The organism is Lentzea jiangxiensis (assembly GCF_900104175.1).
Classification (GTDB): domain Bacteria; phylum Actinomycetota; class Actinomycetes; order Mycobacteriales; family Pseudonocardiaceae; genus Lentzea; species Lentzea jiangxiensis.
Genome location: NZ_FNIX01000005.1, coordinates 188,778 through 205,214 on the forward strand (window position 1 = coordinate 188,778; position 16,437 = coordinate 205,214).

16 protein-coding genes and 1 pseudogene are annotated in these 16,437 nt (G+C 70.9%); 9 read left to right on the forward strand and 8 right to left on the reverse strand.

The annotated features are described in order from the left end of the window. Positions 1-11 precede the first annotated feature (11 nt). From BLQ91_RS17630 to BLQ91_RS17645, 4 genes are all read right to left on the reverse strand, one after another. Positions 12-1,754, reverse strand: a complete 1,743-nt coding sequence (locus BLQ91_RS17630) for a sodium/solute symporter (RefSeq protein ID WP_090097955.1) — start codon at positions 1,752-1,754, stop codon at positions 12-14. Continuing rightward, positions 1,751-2,125 (reverse strand): DUF485 domain-containing protein, encoded by a 375-nt coding sequence (locus tag BLQ91_RS17635; protein WP_245733575.1) that lies wholly within the window; start codon positions 2,123-2,125, stop codon positions 1,751-1,753. Before BLQ91_RS17635 ends, BLQ91_RS17630 begins: the two co-directional genes overlap by 4 nt. A 23-nt stretch (positions 2,126-2,148) precedes the next feature. Beyond that, positions 2,149-3,072, reverse strand: a complete 924-nt coding sequence (locus tag BLQ91_RS17640) for a LytR/AlgR family response regulator transcription factor (RefSeq protein WP_090097957.1) — start codon at positions 3,070-3,072, stop codon at positions 2,149-2,151. Between the two features lie 245 nt (positions 3,073-3,317). Continuing rightward, the gene (locus BLQ91_RS17645) at positions 3,318-3,605 is read right to left on the reverse strand and encodes a hypothetical protein (protein ID WP_090097958.1); all 288 of its coding nucleotides are present in this window, start codon (positions 3,603-3,605) and stop codon (positions 3,318-3,320) included. A gap of 258 nt (positions 3,606-3,863) precedes the next feature. Between BLQ91_RS17645 and BLQ91_RS17650 the strand changes: the two genes are divergently transcribed. Continuing rightward, positions 3,864-5,213, forward strand: a complete 1,350-nt coding sequence (locus tag BLQ91_RS17650; protein WP_090097959.1) for a hypothetical protein — start codon at positions 3,864-3,866, stop codon at positions 5,211-5,213. Positions 5,214-5,220: 7 nt separating this feature from the next. On the opposite strand, the gene BLQ91_RS17655 is transcribed toward BLQ91_RS17650, so the two are convergent. Both BLQ91_RS17655 and BLQ91_RS17660 read right to left on the reverse strand, forming a co-directional pair. Further along, positions 5,221-7,707: a DEAD/DEAH box helicase gene (locus tag BLQ91_RS17655; protein ID WP_090097960.1), complete on the reverse strand. Its 2,487-nt coding sequence runs from the start codon at positions 7,705-7,707 to the stop codon at positions 5,221-5,223. Positions 7,708-7,717: 10 nt separating this feature from the next. Further along, positions 7,718-9,052: a glutamine synthetase family protein gene (locus BLQ91_RS17660; protein WP_245733577.1), complete on the reverse strand. Its 1,335-nt coding sequence runs from the start codon at positions 9,050-9,052 to the stop codon at positions 7,718-7,720. Between the two features lie 364 nt (positions 9,053-9,416). On the opposite strand from BLQ91_RS17660, the gene BLQ91_RS17665 reads away from it, so the two are divergent. Beyond that, positions 9,417-9,932 carry a MarR family winged helix-turn-helix transcriptional regulator gene (locus tag BLQ91_RS17665; RefSeq protein WP_236219911.1) on the forward strand — a complete coding sequence of 172 codons (516 nt, stop codon included), beginning with the start codon at positions 9,417-9,419 and terminating at the stop codon, positions 9,930-9,932. Between the two features lie 271 nt (positions 9,933-10,203). Here the strand turns inward: BLQ91_RS17665 and BLQ91_RS17670 are convergent, their stop codons facing one another. Then, a complete protein-coding gene (locus BLQ91_RS17670) occupies positions 10,204-11,553 on the reverse strand; it encodes a pyridoxal phosphate-dependent decarboxylase family protein (RefSeq protein ID WP_090097962.1) in 1,350 nt (449 codons plus the stop codon). Positions 11,554-11,889: 336 nt separating this feature from the next. Between BLQ91_RS17670 and BLQ91_RS17675 the strand changes: the two genes are divergently transcribed. The 7 genes and pseudogenes from BLQ91_RS17675 to BLQ91_RS42100 all read left to right on the forward strand — a co-directional run bounded on the left by BLQ91_RS17675 (position 11,890) and on the right by BLQ91_RS42100 (position 15,699). Further along, positions 11,890-12,576, forward strand: a complete 687-nt coding sequence (locus BLQ91_RS17675) for an energy-coupling factor ABC transporter permease (RefSeq protein ID WP_090097963.1) — start codon at positions 11,890-11,892, stop codon at positions 12,574-12,576. Then, positions 12,573-12,857 (forward strand): PDGLE domain-containing protein, encoded by a 285-nt coding sequence (locus BLQ91_RS17680; RefSeq protein WP_090097964.1) that lies wholly within the window; start codon positions 12,573-12,575, stop codon positions 12,855-12,857. Before BLQ91_RS17675 ends, BLQ91_RS17680 begins: the two co-directional genes overlap by 4 nt. Positions 12,858-12,898: 41 nt before the next feature. Next, positions 12,899-13,492, forward strand: a pseudogene (gene cbiQ, locus BLQ91_RS42705) (cobalt ECF transporter T component CbiQ); the annotation flags it as partial. After that, a complete protein-coding gene (locus BLQ91_RS42710) occupies positions 13,481-14,269 on the forward strand; it encodes an energy-coupling factor ABC transporter ATP-binding protein (protein WP_245733625.1) in 789 nt (262 codons plus the stop codon). The pseudogene cbiQ and the gene BLQ91_RS42710, both read left to right, overlap by 12 nt. 127 nt (positions 14,270-14,396) lie before the next feature. After that, entirely contained in the window at positions 14,397-15,296 is a 900-nt protein-coding gene (locus BLQ91_RS17690; RefSeq protein ID WP_090097966.1) for a phosphotransferase, read from the forward strand. A gap of 29 nt (positions 15,297-15,325) precedes the next feature. After that, a complete protein-coding gene (locus BLQ91_RS42095) occupies positions 15,326-15,523 on the forward strand; it encodes a DUF4303 domain-containing protein (RefSeq protein ID WP_218130299.1) in 198 nt (65 codons plus the stop codon). Further along, positions 15,523-15,699: a DUF4303 domain-containing protein gene (locus BLQ91_RS42100; protein ID WP_218130300.1), complete on the forward strand. Its 177-nt coding sequence runs from the start codon at positions 15,523-15,525 to the stop codon at positions 15,697-15,699. Before BLQ91_RS42095 ends, BLQ91_RS42100 begins: the two co-directional genes overlap by 1 nt. Here BLQ91_RS42100 and BLQ91_RS17700 read toward each other — a convergent pair. After that, positions 15,696-16,427, reverse strand: coding sequence for an RDD family protein (locus BLQ91_RS17700; protein WP_176959800.1), 732 nt, complete (start codon positions 16,425-16,427; stop codon positions 15,696-15,698). The genes BLQ91_RS42100 and BLQ91_RS17700 overlap by 4 nt on opposite strands. Between the last annotated feature and the right edge of the window lie 10 nt (positions 16,428-16,437).

Consider the following 16,437-nt stretch of genomic DNA (forward strand, 5'->3'; position numbering starts at 1 on the left):
CACGCCACCTTCTAGCTTCGCTCTTCGCCCGAGTGGGGGCCGGAGCTGTCGAGCCCGAGGTTCTCGGGCGCGTGGAGCTTGACCATCGTGCGCTGCACCCCGGACGGCACGTGGCGCTGGGTGAGCAGCGAGACGACGTACATGACCGCGAAGCCGAGCGGCGCGGTCCAGGCCGCCGGGCGGGACAGCAGGATCTCGTACCAGGCGTCGCCGGTGTCGGTGAACATCGTGACGAGGCCCGCGGTCAGGGCGGGCAGGCCGCCGGCGAGCATGCCGGCGATCGCGCCGACGGTCGTGATGCGCGACGACCAGATCCCCAGCATCAGCAACGGGCACAGGGAGGACGCCGCCACCGCGAACGCCAGGCCGACCATGTCCGCCACGGGCATTCCGGTCGACACGAACGTCATCGCGAGCGGCACGATGCCCGCCAGCACCGTCGACACGCGGAAACCGCGCACGCCGCCCACGCGCAGCACGTCCTGGGAGAGCACGCCGGCCAGCGACACGACCAGGCCCGACGACGTCGAGAGGAACGCCGCGAAGGCGCCGCCCGCCACCAGGGCGCCGAGCAGTTCGCCGCCTATGCCGTCGATCATGCGTGTCGGCAGCACGAGCACCACGGCGTCGGTCTGGCCCGTCATCAGCAGTTCGGGCGTGTAGATGCGGCCGAGCGCGCCGTAGATCGGCGGCATCAGGTAGAAGACGGACAGCAGGCCGAGCACGATCAACGTCGTGCGGCGCGCGGCCGTGCCGTTCGGGTTCGTGTAGAAGCGCACGATCACGTGCGGCAGGCCCATCGTGCCGAGGAACGTCGCGATGATGAGCGAATAGGCCCCGTACAACGGGAAGTCCGCGCCGCTCGACATCGGCAGCGACCACATCTCGTTGGTGTTGTGCGCCATTGTGGACAGGTGCGGGACGGCGGCGTCCTTCGGGAACACGAACTCCGAGCCCTGTCCGATGCGGTGGTAGCCCTCGGCGAGCAGCACCGCGGCGTTCTCGACGCGGTTGCCGTCGACCTCGCCCGTGCCCTTCACGACGAGCGGCCGCTCGGCGTGGACGACCGTGGGGCGCTGGAACGAGACCTCGGTGTCCTGCCGGAACGCCGGGAAGTCCGGCTTGGTCAGCGACTGGGCGCCGTGCACCTGCCAGACGAGAACCAGGAAGACGATCGGCACGGCGATCGCGGTGAGCTTGAACCAGTACTGGAACGCCTGCACGAACGTGATCGACCGCATCCCGCCGGACATCACGTTCGCCGTCACGACGACCGTCACGATCAGCGCGCCCACCCAGTCCGGTGCGCCCGTGACGGTGTTCAGGGTCAGACCGGCGCCTTCGAGCTGCGGCAGCAGGTACAGCCAGCCGATCGCGAGCGCCAGCACCGACGCGACCGCGCGCACGCCCCGCGAGCGGAACCGGGCCTCGGCGAAGTCCGGCAGCGTGTAGGCGCCCGACCGCCGCAACGGCGCCGCGACCATCGTCAGCAGCACCAGGTACCCGGCGGTGTAGCCGACCGGGAACCACAGCATGTCCGGCCCGTAGGCGAAGATCAGCCCGGCGATGCCGACGAACGACGCCGCCGAGAGGTACTCGCCGCCGATCGCGGAGGCGTTCCACCACGGCGACACCGTGCGCGACGCGACGTAGAAGTCCGACGTGGTGCGCGAGACGCGCAGGCCGTAGGTGCCGACCAGGATCGCGCCCAGTACGACGACCACCACCGCCACTACGGCGTAGCCACTCGTCATGGACGTTCGACCAGCTCCGCGAACTCCCGTTCACTGCGTTCGGCCTGCCGCACGTAGAACCAGCCGGCCAGCAGCAGCATCGGGAACGTCGCCACGCACAGCAGGAACCACGGCAGTCCGAGGCCGAGGACCCGGAACTTCCCCAGCCCCGGCTCGATCGCGAACAGCAGCGGCAACAACCCGAGCGCGCCGCACGTCACCAGGCACACCGACAGGCCGAGGCGTCGTTGCGCCCGGATCAGCGTGCGCATGTAGACGGCGCCGAGCTCACTCTGCTCCTTGATCTCGCGCGTGCCCGAGTACGGGCGGCGCGCGCGGGGCGCCCGCGTGCGCGGGCTCGTCACCACCACGCGCTGGGTCGGCTTCGGCACCGGACACCGGGGTGGTGGCGTCGTCACGACCCCAGCCCGTTCCTGGGCTGGGCCGCGCCGGTGGAGGCGGTCTGGCCCGCGACGGAGGCCGGGCGGGCACGGCGGACCAGCAGCTGGCGCAGGTGCCGGGCGTGCCGTCGGCTGACCGGCAGCACCGCGCCACCGATCGTGACGCTGAGGTGGCCCTCCTCGAGGCGCAGTTCGTCGATGTGGCCGAGCGACACCAGGTGGCTGCGGTGGATGCGGACGAACCCGGCGCTGCGCCAGCGTTCCTCCAGGCCGTTCAACGCCGCGCGCACCAGGCCGCTGCCGGTCGCGGTGTGCAGGCGGGCGTAGTCGCCGTGCGCCTCCACGTACCGGATGTCGGCGAGGCGGATGAACCGGGTGACGCCGCCGAGTTCGACGGGGATGACCTCGTCCCCCATCTCCGGCGGCGTGGAGTTCGCGGGCTGCGCCGGCGCCGCGGCGGTGGGCTCGCCGGACGTCTTCACGGCGTTCTTCGTGTCCCACACCTCGTGCACGATCCGGTGCACGGACTCGGCGAGCCGTTCGGGACGCACGGGCTTGAGCAGGTAGTCGAGGGCTTTGAGCTCGAACGCCTCGACGGCGGGCTGCTGGTGCGCCGTCACGAACACGACGGGCGGCGGCTGCGCGAACCGGGACAGCACGCGGGCGAGGTCGAGACCGTCGAGCCCCGGCATGCGGATGTCGAGGAACACCGCGTCCAACGGCTGACCGGCGTCCATCGCGCGGTGCAGCACGCGGAGCGCCTTCGTGGCGTCGGTGACCGCCTCGACGTGGGCGATGCGCGGATCGGAGCGCAACAGGTACACGAGGTCTTCCAGGGCCGGTGCCTCGTCGTCGACGGCGAGCACCCGCAAGGAGCGTTCGAGGCCGCCACGTCGATCAGGCCCCTCGCAGATGGGGCAGGGCAGACCTGAGGTCATTCGAGATCGAGTCCAAACTGTGTACGGCCGATCCTCCCGAGCGGCGATCAGACCGTGCTGCGGTCGTCACGCGCCCGGTGAGCCGAGGGCGTCGGATACGCGATCATGCACCGTCACGGAGGGTGATCCGCCCTGGGGGTCCGGTAGCACCGTGTGTGCACCACGTGACCCCTTCCGGTCGTGTGAACCCGATCGGCCGCATCATCCGCCAGGTGAACGACGGGCCGGAACCCTCCGATCGGGTGTCAGGACTGCCGTACGGCCCGCGGCTGGGCCGCCAGCGCGTCACCGAGTGTGATCTCCAGCTCGATGAACGACTCCTCGGCTCGGCGGGCGGCGACGCTCACGGAGGCGGCGGCGGCCGGGCCGATCAGTCTGCGGGTGGGCGCGCGCAGCGCCCCGATGGCCTCGGACCACTGGTTCGACAGCTTGGCGAGGCCGCTCAGCGTGTCGACGAGCTCGTCGGTGGTGTCCGGCGGCGATGCGATGATCTCCGCCAGCCGGTCGCGCAGGGCGTCCAGTGCCGGGTCCACTTCGTCCTCCAGTCGGCTGCGCCCGGGAATTTTCCCAGGCAATTCCCCAGTGCGCCTCACCATATCCCGGCCACCGCGTCCCCGTGCAATGGTGTTGCCCCCAACGGCTCCACGCGGTCAATCGACTGCCATTCCACCTCGGCGATTGCGTCTCAAATGGGGCGCGCTTTTGCCCCGGACCGGAAAAAGCGGCTTTTCAGGTGACTTCCCGCGGGCGGCCGGGGTATGACTGGGGTTCGGCCGATCTGGGGGGATGCGGTGAAGTATTTCGTGGTTCGGGACGGCGGTCCGCTTCCGCGCGCTCTCGTGCGGGTGGACGGCGACCGGGAACAGGAGCTGGCCGGCACGGGCGAGTGGGTCGGCTCCGCTCTTCTCGCCGCGCCCGAACCGGCGTGGACGGTCACGGAGGTCGAGAGCCACGCGTTCTACGACCACGCGTACGAGGCGATGCGTGAGGCACGGGCCGGGCTGCCGTGCGTGGCGGTGTTCTCGACGACCTTCCGCGTCGACGAGTTCCTCAACGTGACCGCGGTGATGCGCCGGCGGGACGGTGTGCAGGAGTGGCTCGGCCGCCACCTCACCCCGGACAACGTCTGGCGAGCCGGGAAACGCGCCTACCGGGGGTCGCTCTGGTTGCCGATCAGCGAGGAGGAGCTGGAGCGCCACCGGTGGGCGGCGATCTGGCCGTCGTGGTTCGTGGTGCGCGAGGAGAGCGGCCGGCTGCACGCGGTGGTCAGGAAGATCCCGTCGGCGGAAGAGGCTTTCACGCGCGACCTGCGCTGGGTCGCTTCCGACCTGCTCGGCCGCGAGGACCTCCGGGTCGAGGAGCTCGACCGCGCCGACTCCGGCAGGGCGCTGGAGGAGATCGAACTCGAGGTGCACCGCGAACGGCTGCGGGCGCGGGGCGGACCCGAGTACTTCACGGTGGAGAACGGGATCTTCGACCCCCGGGGCGTCTTCTGCGTGATCAGGCGGGCCGGGACGGGCGAGGAGGTCCACACGGGGGCCGGCTGGGCGCCCTCGGAGCTGCTCACGGAGGTCGAACAGCGCAAGCGGGTGTTCTACCGCCACCGCGCCGTGTCCGCCGAGGAAGCCGGGGCGGTCATCGCGGGACGGTCCGGCCGCCGGTGCTTCCTGCTGCTGGACGCACCGGGCGAGCTCCCGCTGCCGCTCGCGGTGGTCCGGGTCGACGGGGACCGCGAGCAGGCGTTCACCCGCGACCTGGTGTGGGCCCCGTCGGACCTGCTGGCGCGCGTGGCGGAGCAGCCGGGGGTGCGGGTCGAGGAGGTCCCGGCGGGCTTCGAGGTGAACCACGCGTTCACGATGGCCAAGAGGATCCGCCACGAGAGGCAGCGGACCGCCTGGCCGCACGACGGGCACCGGTACCACGCGTTCTTCCGCGACCGGGCCGCGGCGCTCGACCTCGCGAACCTGGACCACCTGCACCGCACCGGGCACCTGGGGGACGCCGAGTACCGCGGGGACGGCGAGTGGCATTCCACGCGCTGGTCGCTGGAGGACTACGACCGGGGCACGCGGGACGGTGAGCACCTGCCGGTCAGCCCCGACGAGGCCCGGTGGCTGACCGGGCTCCTCGACGACCGCTGAACACCGGTCAGAGGCGGCCGACGTCCGTGACGACCACGACCGCCTCGCCGAGCTCGTCCGACGCCGCCAGGTCGACCTCGGCGTTGAAGCCCCAGTCCTTGTCCCCAGCCGGGTCCTCGAAGATCTGCCGGCACACCCAGCGCTCGCGCTCGACGTTGATGATCAGGAACGCCGGGCCGCGCGCGTTCGGGCCCGCGCCGATGTCCGAGTGCTCCTCGAAGTACGGCTCCAGCGCGTCCATCCACTCCTTGGCCGTCCAGCCCGACTCGTGGTCGAGCTCGCCCAGGGAGTACCAGTCGCGCTTGGCGGCCAGCTCGACGCGGCGGAACAGGGCGTTGCGGACGAGCACGCGGAACGCGCGGACGTTGCGGGTCACGGCCGGCGGCAGGTCGACGCGGACCTCCTCGGCCGGGGAGTCCGGGTTCGTGAGCTTCTCCCACTCGTCGATCAGCGACGAGTCGACCTGGCGGACCAGCTCGCCGAGCCACGAGATCAGGTCCTGCAACTCCTCGGTCTTCGCCTCCTCCGGCACCGTCTGCGACAGCGCCTTGTAGGCGTCGGCCAGGTACCGCAGGACGAGGCCCTCGGAGCGGGCGAGGCCGTAGAACGACACGTACTCCGTGAACGTCATCGCCCGTTCGTACATGTCGCGCACGACGGCCTTGGGGGACAGCGAGTAGTCGCCGACCCACGGGTGACCACGGCGGTAGGTCAGGAACGCGGCGTCGAGCAGCTCGGCGAGCGGCTTCGGGTACGTGACCTCGTCCAGCAGCTCCATGCGCTGGTCGTACTCGATGCCGTCGGCCTTCATCGCGCCGATCGCCTCGCCGCGGGCCTTGTGCTCCTGCGCGCCCAGGATCTGCCTCGGGTCGTCCAAAGTGGACTCGATCACCGACAGCACGTCCAGCGCGTAGCCGGGCGCCTCGCGGTCGAGCAGCTCGATCGCGGCCAGCGCGAACGGCGACAGCGGCTGGTTCAGCGCGAAGTTGAACTGCAGGTCGACGGTCAGGCTGAAGTCGTCGCCGTCGCGTTCCACGACACCCGCGGCGACCAGCGCCCGGTACATCGCGAGCGCGCGGCGGATGTGCCTGAGCTGCTTCGGGCGGTCCTCGTGGTTGTCCTCGAGCAGGTGCCGCATCGCCTGGAACGCGCCGCCGCCGGGGCGGCCGATCACGTTGAGCAGCATGGCGTGCGAGACCTGGAACGACGACGTCAGCGGCTCCGGTTCGGCGCCGACGAGCCGTTCGAACGTCGACTCGCTCCACGACACGAACCCGTCCGGGGCCTTCTTGCGGACGACCTTGCGGCGCTTCTTCGGGTCCTCGCCGGCCTTCGCCAGTGCCTTGATGTTCTCGACCTCGTGCTCGGGCGCCTGCACGACGACCGTGCCGATGGTGTCGTAGCCCGCGCGGCCCGCCCGCCCGGCGATCTGGTGGAACTCGCGGGCCTTGAGGATGCGGGTGCGCTGGCCGTCGTACTTCGACAACGCCGTGAAGACGACCGTGCGGATCGGCACGTTGATGCCGACGCCGAGGGTGTCCGTGCCGCAGATGACCTTGAGCAGGCCCGCCTGGGCGAGCTGTTCGACCAGGCGGCGGTACTTCGGCAGCATGCCGGCGTGGTGCACGCCGATGCCGTGCCGGACCAGCCGCGACAGCGTCTTGCCGAAGCCGGAGGAGAAGCGGAAGTTGCCGATCGTCGAGGCGATCTGCTCCTTCTCCGCCTTCGTGGCGACGTTGACGCTCATCAGCGACTGCGCGCGCTCCAGCGCGGCGGCCTGTGTGAAGTGCACGACGTAGATCGGCGCCTCGCGACCGTGGAGCAGGTCTTCGATCGTCTCGTGCAACGGCGTGGTGACGTACTGGTAGTTGAGCGGCACCGGCCGTTGCGCCGAGCGGACCACCGCCGTCGGCCTGCCGGTGCGCCGCGTCAGGTCCTTCTCGAAGAACGCGACGTCGCCGAGCGTCGCCGACATCAGCAGGAACTGCGCCTGCGGCAGCTCGACGATCGGCACCTGCCAGGCCCAGCCGCGGTCGGGCTCGCTGTAGAAGTGGAACTCGTCCATCACGACCTGGCCGACGTCGGCCTCCGCGCCGTCGCGCAGCGCGATGTTCGCGAGGATCTCCGCGGTGCAGCAGATGATGGGCGCCTGGTCGTTCACCGAGGCGTCGCCGGTCATCATGCCGACGTTCTCCGGCCCGAACACCTCGCACAGCGCGAAGAACTTCTCCGAGACCAGGGCCTTGATCGGCGCGGTGTAGAAGCTGCGCTGGTTGCCCGCCATCGCGACGAGGTGGGCGCCGATGGCCACCAGGCTCTTGCCGGACCCCGTGGGGGTGCTGAGGATGACGTTGGCCCCCGAGACGAGCTCGATGACCGCCTCCTCCTGCGCCGGGTACAGCGCGAGGCCGCGCTCGGTCGCCCAGTGGGAGAAGGCGTCGAACAGTTCGTCTTCGTCGGCGATCGAGGTGAGCCGGTCCGTGAGTGCAGTCATCGCAGGTGAACTATAGGTGGTACGCGTATTCGGTGAACTCCCAGTCGGTCACGAACCGCTGGAACCGGGCCACCTCCTCCCACTTGAAGTCCACATAGGACCGCACGAAGTCCTTGCCGAGCACCTCGACCATCGCCGTGTCCTCCTCCAGGTAGGCCAGCGCGTCGGGCAGGGTGGCGGGCAGCGTCGGGGCCTTCGACGGGTCGTAGCCGTAGCCCGCCGACGGCCGCGGCGGCTCGATCCGGTCGCGTATGCCCAGGTAGGTGGCGGTGATGAGGCCGGCGATGCCGAGGTAGGGGTTCGCGCTCGCGTCGCCGAGCCGCAGCTCCAGCCGGGTCGTGTCGCCGCGCTCGGCCGGCACCCGCAGCATCGCGCTGCGGTTGTCGAGGCCCCAGTCGATCAGCCAGGGCGCGAGCGAGTCCGGCCCGAACCGCTTGTACGAGTTGACCGTGGGGTTGAGCAGCGCGGCCAGCGCCGGGGCGTGCTCGAGGATGCCGCCGATCGCCCAGCGCGCCTCCTCCGACAGGCCGCTCGCGGTGCCCGGCGCCTGGAACGCGTTGCGGCCGTCCGCCTCGTGGCAGGACAGGTGCAGGTGGAAGCCGCTGCCGCCGCCGTCGTTGAACGGTTTGGCCATGAACGTCGCCATCCGGCCTTCCCGCCTGGCCAGCTCCTTGACGCTCGTCTTGAACCGGAACGCGCGGTCGGCCGCGTCCATGGCGGACGAGTGGACGAGGTTGATCTCGAACTGCCCGCCCGCGTACTCGTGGTTCCCGCCGGTCGTCTGGAGGCCCGCGCTGCTGAGCGTCCGAAGAGTTCTCAACAGATGACCGTCGGAATCACCGCGGCGGCCGGTCGCGTACACGTTGCCCGGCTCGTCGCAGTAGGGCCGCCACCCGTTCGGGCGATCTTCATCGGGTTCGCAGAGAAAATATTCCAACTCGGGGCCGACCACCGGGTGCAGCCCGGTGGTCTCGAATATTTCCAGTGCCCTGCGCAACACCTGCCGGGGCGATTCGTCCACAGGTCTTTCGTCAGCGGGGCTCACGGCGTCGCCGATGCACCACGCCACCCCCGGCTCCCAGGGGATCGGGAGCAGCGTGTCGAGGTCCGGGACCACGATCACGTCGGGCAGCCCGGCGTCGAGCACACCCCCGTTCTCCGTGGTCTTGCCGCCGGGAGTCGTGCTGTACACGGCCCGGCAGAACGACAGCCCGCGGTGCACGACCGCAGGTAGGTGCTCCACCAGGACGTCACGGCCCCGGTCGGTGCCGAGCAGGTCGGGGAAGACGACGCGCACCACGTCGATCCCGTCCTCGCCGAGTCTTGCCGCGAGTTCCCGTGTCACCTGTTCACCGACCACGTCGAACTACCTTTCCGGCACAGTGTGTCGCTGGCGCGGAGGGGATAACGTCGAGGAGCGAACGCTATGGACCCGTCCGTGGAGCAAAGACCAGCCGGTGCTCCGCACTCATCGTCCACCACGGGGCAACAGTCCGTAACTGGACGGGTGACGACCGTCACGAGATCATGCACGATGTGGGATCGTGATCACAGCGGTTGCGGACCGACTCGCACCACATCACAGACATAGTTCGGAACCGCAAGTATTGTGCCGGGAACACCTGAGCTCGAGCACGGGAGACTTTGAGTTGTCTGGTCACCACACGATTGCCGAGACCGAGAAAGCCGTCCAGGCCAAGCTCGGTGCGGTGCCGCTGCATCGCGAGCAGATGGCAGCGGTGTCGAACATCCACCGCGCCGCGACCGCGATCCGGCAGCACCTCGAGAACTCGGTGCTGCGCACCAGCGATCTGACCTGGACCGGCTTCGTCGTGCTCTGGGTCGTGTGGATCTGGGGCGAGATGGAGACGCGCTACGTCGCCGAGGAGGCGGGCATCTCCAAGGGCACCCTGACGGGCGTCGCCAAGACGCTGCAGTCGCGGGGACTGCTGGAGCGCCTCGGCCACCCGACCGACGGGCGGCTCGCGGTCCTGCGGCTCACCCCCGAGGGTGAGGAGCTGATGGCCGACCTCTTCCCCAAGTTCAACGAGGAAGAGGTCTTCGTCAGCGACCCGCTGGAGTCGTCCGAGGCCCAGTCGCTGGCCGAGATGCTGCGCCGGATGGTGACGCACCTGGAGGCCAACGGCGAGCAGCGGCGCCTGGACCTGCGCGGCGACACGCCGTTGCCGCCTCGGCGGTCCGGGCGGCGGGCCAAGCACGGCTGATCGTCGCGCCGTGCGCGGGCGACTCACCGGGGGTGAGTCGCCCAGTTCGGCGTTGGTTCGGGGGCCTGGATGCGCAGAGGGCTCAGCGGCGGTGACGCCGGGGAGACGTCCGCGGCGGGATGCGGGTATGGGCGGGCGTCGGGTGGCCGGGTCCTGTTCCGGCGGAGAGGTCACCTCCTGGGACGACGTCACCCTTGCCGAGTGGTCGCCGCCGAGTGGCCGTCTTCGGCGTCATGTCCCGTTCACGGGGTGGTTCGCCTTCGGCTTGCCGTCAGAGCAGGCTGAGCACCCGCGCGTGCAGCGTGTCGAGGTAGTCCTCGGACTCCGGCTTCATCAGCACGCTGCGCAGCACCCGTGCGCCGTCCGCGTCGGCGGTCACCTCGGGGTGGCGGGCCGCGAACGCCTCCTTCGAGGCGCGTGCCACGCTCAGGAAGACCGGGTCGAGCGGGGCGTTCATGCCGGTCTCCATGACGCGGTGCGAGGCGGCGTCCACCGCTGAGAGGCTCAGCGGGGTGGTGCGCGGGAAGTACGTGACGATGTCCAGTTCGGGTTCCTGGTAGAGCTCCAGGGCGTCGGACTCGCGGATCGTCGACGCCCAGCGCACGGCTGCCCGTCGGCCTGCTGCCAGGACCTCGCCCAGGCCGTCGCGGGTCAGGGGGAGCAGACGCAGGGTCAGCCAGAGGCCGGCTGCGGCGGCACCGGCCCGGGAGCATTCCAGGCTGATCTCGCCCAGGTGCATCTCGTCGGACGTGAAGTACGTGTACGGGGAGTCGTGCAGGTAGAAGCGGCCCACGGAGGAGTCGCGGAACAGGACCGCGCCGCAGCCGTAGGGCTGCAGGCCGTGCTTGTGCGGGTCCACCACCACCGAGTCGCACTCCGCGATGGCCTTCCACGGTTCCGGTGCCAGGTCTGTGCCCGCCAGGAGGGTGAAGAAGCCTCCGTACGCTCCGTCCACGTGCACCCGTGCGTCGTAGCGGCGTGCCGCGTCCAGCACGAGGTGTACCGGTTCGATGGCGCCCAAAGCGGTGGTTCCCGGGGTGACCACGACCGTGCCGACCTTGCCGGTGCGCAGGAGGTCTTCCAGGGCGTCCAGGTCCATGCGGCCGCGGTCGTCCACGGGGACCGGGTGGCCCTTGATGCCGAGGACGCCGCACATGCGTGAGTGCGTGTAGTGCGCCTCGGAGGAGTAGGCGACGCCACGCGCCGGGTGCAGCGAGCGCGCCACGAAGAGGGCTTCGAGGTTCGCGATCGTGCCGCTGGAGGTGAGGTGGCCGAGGTGGCCTTCGTCATAGCCGAACATGGCCGCCAGGGAGTCGACGACCTCGCGTTCCATCGCCGCGGTGGCGGGGCCGCCGTCGAGGGCGTGGTTGTTCGGGTTGATCAGCATCGCGGAGAGGTAGCCGACCACCGCCGCGGGGTGCGGGGGCTTCAACATCTGGCCCGCGTAGCGCGGGTGGAAGAACGGGTAGTTGTCGCGCAGGCGGTCCTGCAGCTCGGCCAGCGCCGATCCGAAGACGGCCGGGTCGACGTGCAGCGACGAGTGGGGTGTGAAGGCGCCGTGCTCGGCGGTCCACTTCTCGTGGTTGGCCACCGCCTCGTTGAGCCAGTGCTGAAGATCCACCGCACACCCCACTCGTTCCCGCATCCGTCCGAATGTTCGAATTTGGACGTTACGGCAGACCCCAGCGCGAAGACGAGCCGTTGGCTTTCACATCACGTGCCGAGACGTCGGGCCGTGTGCCACGGCGCGCGATGATGGCGCTCTGACCTCGTCGAAGAGGGATTTCGACGGCAGTGCCGCGACTCCGGTGCTCCAGGCGGCGGCCGTGCGCGTCGCGGACGTCGACGTCGCCCGTGATCCCGTGCTCCAGCTGTGACGACCGCCGCGCTGTTGCCCGCAGATAGTTGTTGCACAGTTCTAGCCACAGCCGAGGTCGGGCAATTAGCGTCTGCCCACATGTCACCTGTTGCCATGCACATGAGCGACGGTCTGCTGAACGCGCCGGTCTCGGTCGCCTTCCTCGTCATCGCGGCACTCGGTGTCGGGTTCGCGTTGGTCAAGGCACGTGCGGACCTCGACGACCGCACGGCGCCGATGGCGGGCCTGGTGGCCACGTTCATCTTCGCCGTCCAGATGATCAACTTCCCGATCCTGCCCGGCGCCTCCGGCCACCTGCTCGGCGGTGCGCTCGCGGCGATCCTGGTCGGCCCGTACGTCGGCGCGCTGTGCGTGACGATCGTGCTCGTGGTGCAGGCCCTGCTGTTCGCGGACGGTGGTCTGACGGCGTTGGGGGCCAACGTCACGAACATGGCGCTGATCGGCACGGCGGCCGGGTTCCTCGTCGCCGTGGCGCTGCGGAAGTTCGCCCGGAAGGGCAAGGGCGGGCTCGCGGCCGTCGCCTTCGTCTCGGCGTTCGTGAACACGCTGCTCGCCGCGACGGGCTTCATCGTCGAGTACGCGATCGGCGGCGCCGGTGGCGTGGAGATCGGCAAGGTCGCGCTGCTGATGTGGGGCCTGCACGCGCTGATCGGCATCGGCGAGGGCCTGATCACCGCGGCCACCGTCACGTCGGTCGCCTCGATCCGCCCCGACCTCGTCTTCCTGCTGAAGGGCAACCGCAAGCCGCTGGAGGTGCGGTCGTGAAGAAGTTCTCCATCGGGTTCGCGTTCGTCTCGCTGCTGATCGCCGGGGTGCTGTCGTACTTCGCGTCCGGCGACCCGGACGGCCTCGACAAGACCGTCGAGGACACCGGCATCGCCGAGCACGCGCAGGAGCACCCGTTCGCCGGCGGCACGTTCGCCGACTACGCGCTCGGTGGCGACGACAGGTTCACCGGTCTCGCGGGCGTGCTCGGCGTGGTCGTCGTGCTGGCCCTCTCGTTCGGCCTGTTCTGGGTCCTGCGCAAGAAGTCCGGCGCACGGTGAGCGGAGCCCACGACGTCCTGCACCACGCCGGCGACTCGCCGGTGCACCGCCTCGCGCCCCACGTGAAGATCCTCGTGGCGTTCGGGGCGGTGCTGGGCGTCGTGGCGACCCCGCGCACGCTGTTCCCGCTGTTCGGCCTCTACCTGCTGGTGATCGTCGCGGTGTGGGGCGTCGCCCGGGTTCCCGCGCTGTGGTTCGTGAAGCGCGCGGTGATCGAGGTGCCGTTCGTGGTGCTCGCGTTCCTGCTGCCGATCTTCGGCACGGACCCGCGCACCGACCTCCTGGGGCTGTCGGTGTCGGTGGAGGGCTCGCTGGCGGGCTGGAACATCCTCGCCAAGGGCACCCTGGGCGTCCTGATCAGCTTGACCCTGGCCGCCACGACGGCGCCGGGGGAGCTGCTGCGCGGCCTGCAGACCCTGCGGGTGCCGGCACCGCTGATCATGATCGCCACGCTGATGCTCCGCTACGGCGAAGTCGTCGTCGGGGAGGCCAGGCGCATGCGCGTCGCCCGCATCTCCCGCGGCGACGATCCGCGGTTCCTGTGGCAGGCGGGCGCGATGGCGCGCTCCGTCGGCACGTTGTTCATCCGGTCCTACGAACGCGGAGAGAGGGTGCACCTGGCGATGGTGTCGCGTGGCTGGACGGGCAGTCCCGGGGGCTCGGTGGCGTTCGTGCCGGAGACCCCCGCCGCTGCCGCGCTGGAGGTCTCCGGGCTCGCCTTCGCCTACCCCGACGGGCACCAGGCGTTGTTCGGCGTCGACCTGCGCGTCGAGCGCGGCGAGCGCGTCGCGGTGCTCGGCCCGAACGGAGCCGGCAAGACCACGTTCGCCCTGCACCTCAACGGAGTTCTCTCCGGCGGCGCCGGCACGGTCTCGGTCGCGGGCCTCGAGGTGTCGAAGAAGAACCTCCGCGAGATCCGCCGCCGCGTCGGGCTCGTGTTCCAGGACCCGGACGACCAGCTCTTCAGCCCCACGGTCGCCGAGGACGTGGCCTTCGGCCCGCGCAACTTCGGCATGTCCGATGTGGACGCACGGGTGCTGGGGGCGTTGCGCGCGGTCGGCATGGAGTCGGTCGCCGACCGCTCACCGCTGCACCTCTCCGGAGGCCAGCGCCGCCGCGTCGCCCTGGCGTCGGTGCTCGCCTGCTCGCCCGAGGTCCTGGTGCTGGACGAGCCGTCGGCGAACCTCGAACCGGTGGCGCGCAGGGAGCTGGCCGAACTGCTGCTCTCGCTGGCGCCCACCATGCTCATGGTCACGCACGACCTGCCGTTCGCGCTGCAGGTCTGCCCCCGCAGCGTGCTGATCGACGACGGCGTGGTCGTGGCGGACGGCCCGACGCGCGAGATCCTCGCCGACACCGCGCTGCTCGCCCGCCACCGCCTCGAGCTGCCCTACGGCTTCCGGCTCGACTGAAGCCCGGCCGGCACGATCCGCGGCAACGCCGCGGGGCCGTCGCGATGCTCCACTTGCGCGACGGCGAGATCGTCCGCTACGACGACCACATGAACCCGCTGCTGCCGACCGTGCTGCTGGGAGCCTGATGGACGTGGCCGCCTGGTGCGCCGCCGAGCTGGGCAGCGCACCGGTCTCGGTGCTGTACGAGCGCGTGTCGATCTCGTCCGTGCACGGGGTGCTGCTGGCCGACGGCCGCTCCGTCTACGTGAAGGTCCGTCCGGACGACGGCAGGGCGCGTTCCTGCCTTGCCGCGCAGGCGTTCCTGGCGTCGCGCGGATTTCCCTGCCCCCGCCCCGCCACACCGGTGACGGTGGTGGACGGGATGGCCGTGCACGCCGAGGAAGCGCTGCCCGGCGGGGAGGTGCTGCTCGGTTCCGGGGCCGACGTCGCCCGGCGGTACGCGGTCGTGTTCGCCCGGTCGATGTCGTTGCTGGCCGAGGTGCAGGTCCCGCCGCCGGTGCCCGCGCCGCGCTGGGCCCGGTGGGACCACTCGGATCCGGGGCCCTGGCCCGCCGTCGACTTCCTGGACGCGCGCGACCAGAGCGCGGTGCCCGCGTTCGTGGTCGAGCTCGCCTCGCGGCTGCGCGGGCGGTTGCTCGCCACCTCGCTGCCGCGCGTCCTCGGGCACGCCGACTTCGAGGCGCAGAACCTGCAGTGGCGCGACGGCGAGGTGTGGGCGGTGCACGACTGGGACAGCCTCGCCTGGCAGCCCGAGGCCGCGCTGGTCGGGGCGGCCGCCGGGGCGTTCGCCAACGCCTCCCCGCCCTCGTTGGCGCCGATCGCCGGCTCCTCGGCGTTCATCGAGACCTATCAGCAGGCGCGCGGACGGCAGTTCTCCGCCGAGGAACTGGAGATCGCCTGGGCCGGGAGCCTGTGGACCGCGGTGCACAACGCCCGGTGGGAGGCCCTGCACGGAGATCCGCCGGTGTCGCTGGAGGCGGTGCGGGCGCAGGGGGAGCAACGGCTGCGGCTGGCGAACGCCTGACCGGCCGCCGCGGTGTGGTTCGATGCCCCGTGATCCCGACCGAAGCGGACCTGGCGGACGCGTTGACCTCGGCCGTTCGCGCCGCCGTCACGGACCTGTACCGGGACAACCCCGGCCACACCTTCTACTACGTCACGCTGACCACGCCGGGCGAGGCGTTCGGACCGGCGCTGTCGGCGTGGTCGCACGAGGCGCCGGCGCGGAGTGCGAACTCCGCCTGCGCGTGATGGAGACCGCACTGCGCAGGCTCGACGGCGAAGGGCTGTTCGGCGTCGGCGAGGCTCGCGCGGGCGTGCTGGTCCTGGTCGAGGTCGTCCCCGGTGGCGAGGAGAACGCCCCCGCGGCGCGCCGGCTCAACCCGCCCGGGCCGGCGCTGGACGCCTGGCTCGGCTCGTCGGCCTAGGCCTCCGCCCGCCGGCGCCGTTCCGCCAGCACCGCCGACAGGTACGGGTGCGGATGCGTGTGCTCCAGCCGAGGCGACCGCACCGCCGTCCCCACGTCGTCCGCCAGCCGCGACCCCAGGTCCCACCGCGCCTGCTCGCTCAGCTCCCGGTACCGGCTCAGGTACTGCCGCACCGCCAGCACCAGCTCGTCCGGCAGCTGCGACAGGTCCAGCCCGGACGCCCACGGCGCGAGCTGCGGCGGCATCGTGGCGAGCTCGACCCGCTGCTTCGGAACGCGGACGTGGATCACGACCGTGCCGGCGAGGTGGTCGCCGACGCGTTTGCCCTGCGGGGAGAACAGCGACACGAACAGGGCCACGGCGCCGCCCAGGCCGAGAGCCCAGAAGTCGACGAAGAAGCCGCCGAGCGCGCGTACCAGGGCGTGGCGGAAGCGGATGGCACCGCCGTCGTCGCGCACCACGCGCAGGCCCATCACCAGCTTGCCCAGCGAGCGGCCGCGGGTCAGCGACTCGACGGCCGTCGGGTAGCCGACGAGGACCAGCACCGCGAGGGCGAGGGCCATGGCCGTCTGCAGGGCGTCGTCGAAACCGATCGGGACGAGCAGCGAGACGAGCACGAGCAGGCCGCACTGCACGGCCACGTCGAACGCGAACGCGACGGCCCTGCTGGCCAGTTGTGCGACGCGCAGGTCCAGAACTACGGCTTCACCGGTGACGAGGTCCCCCACGCGGATAGTG

What these genes read in the sequence shown, in the direction of transcription:
- BLQ91_RS17640 (WP_090097957.1), bottom strand. Translation starts at nt 3,072, where the DNA reads ATGACCTCAGGTCTGCCCTGCCCCATCTGCGAGGGGCCTGATCGACGT.
- BLQ91_RS42710 (WP_245733625.1), top strand. Translation starts at nt 13,481, where the DNA reads ATGGTGTCGCGTGGCTGGACGGGCAGTCCCGGGGGCTCGGTGGCGTTC.
- BLQ91_RS17675 (WP_090097963.1), top strand. Translation starts at nt 11,890, where the DNA reads ATGTCACCTGTTGCCATGCACATGAGCGACGGTCTGCTGAACGCGCCG.
- BLQ91_RS17630 (WP_090097955.1), bottom strand. Translation starts at nt 1,754, where the DNA reads ATGACGAGTGGCTACGCCGTAGTGGCGGTGGTGGTCGTCGTACTGGGC.
- BLQ91_RS17655 (WP_090097960.1), bottom strand. Translation starts at nt 7,707, where the DNA reads ATGACTGCACTCACGGACCGGCTCACCTCGATCGCCGACGAAGACGAA.
- BLQ91_RS42100 (WP_218130300.1), top strand. Translation starts at nt 15,523, where the DNA reads ATGGAGACCGCACTGCGCAGGCTCGACGGCGAAGGGCTGTTCGGCGTC.
- BLQ91_RS17690 (WP_090097966.1), top strand. Translation starts at nt 14,397, where the DNA reads ATGGACGTGGCCGCCTGGTGCGCCGCCGAGCTGGGCAGCGCACCGGTC.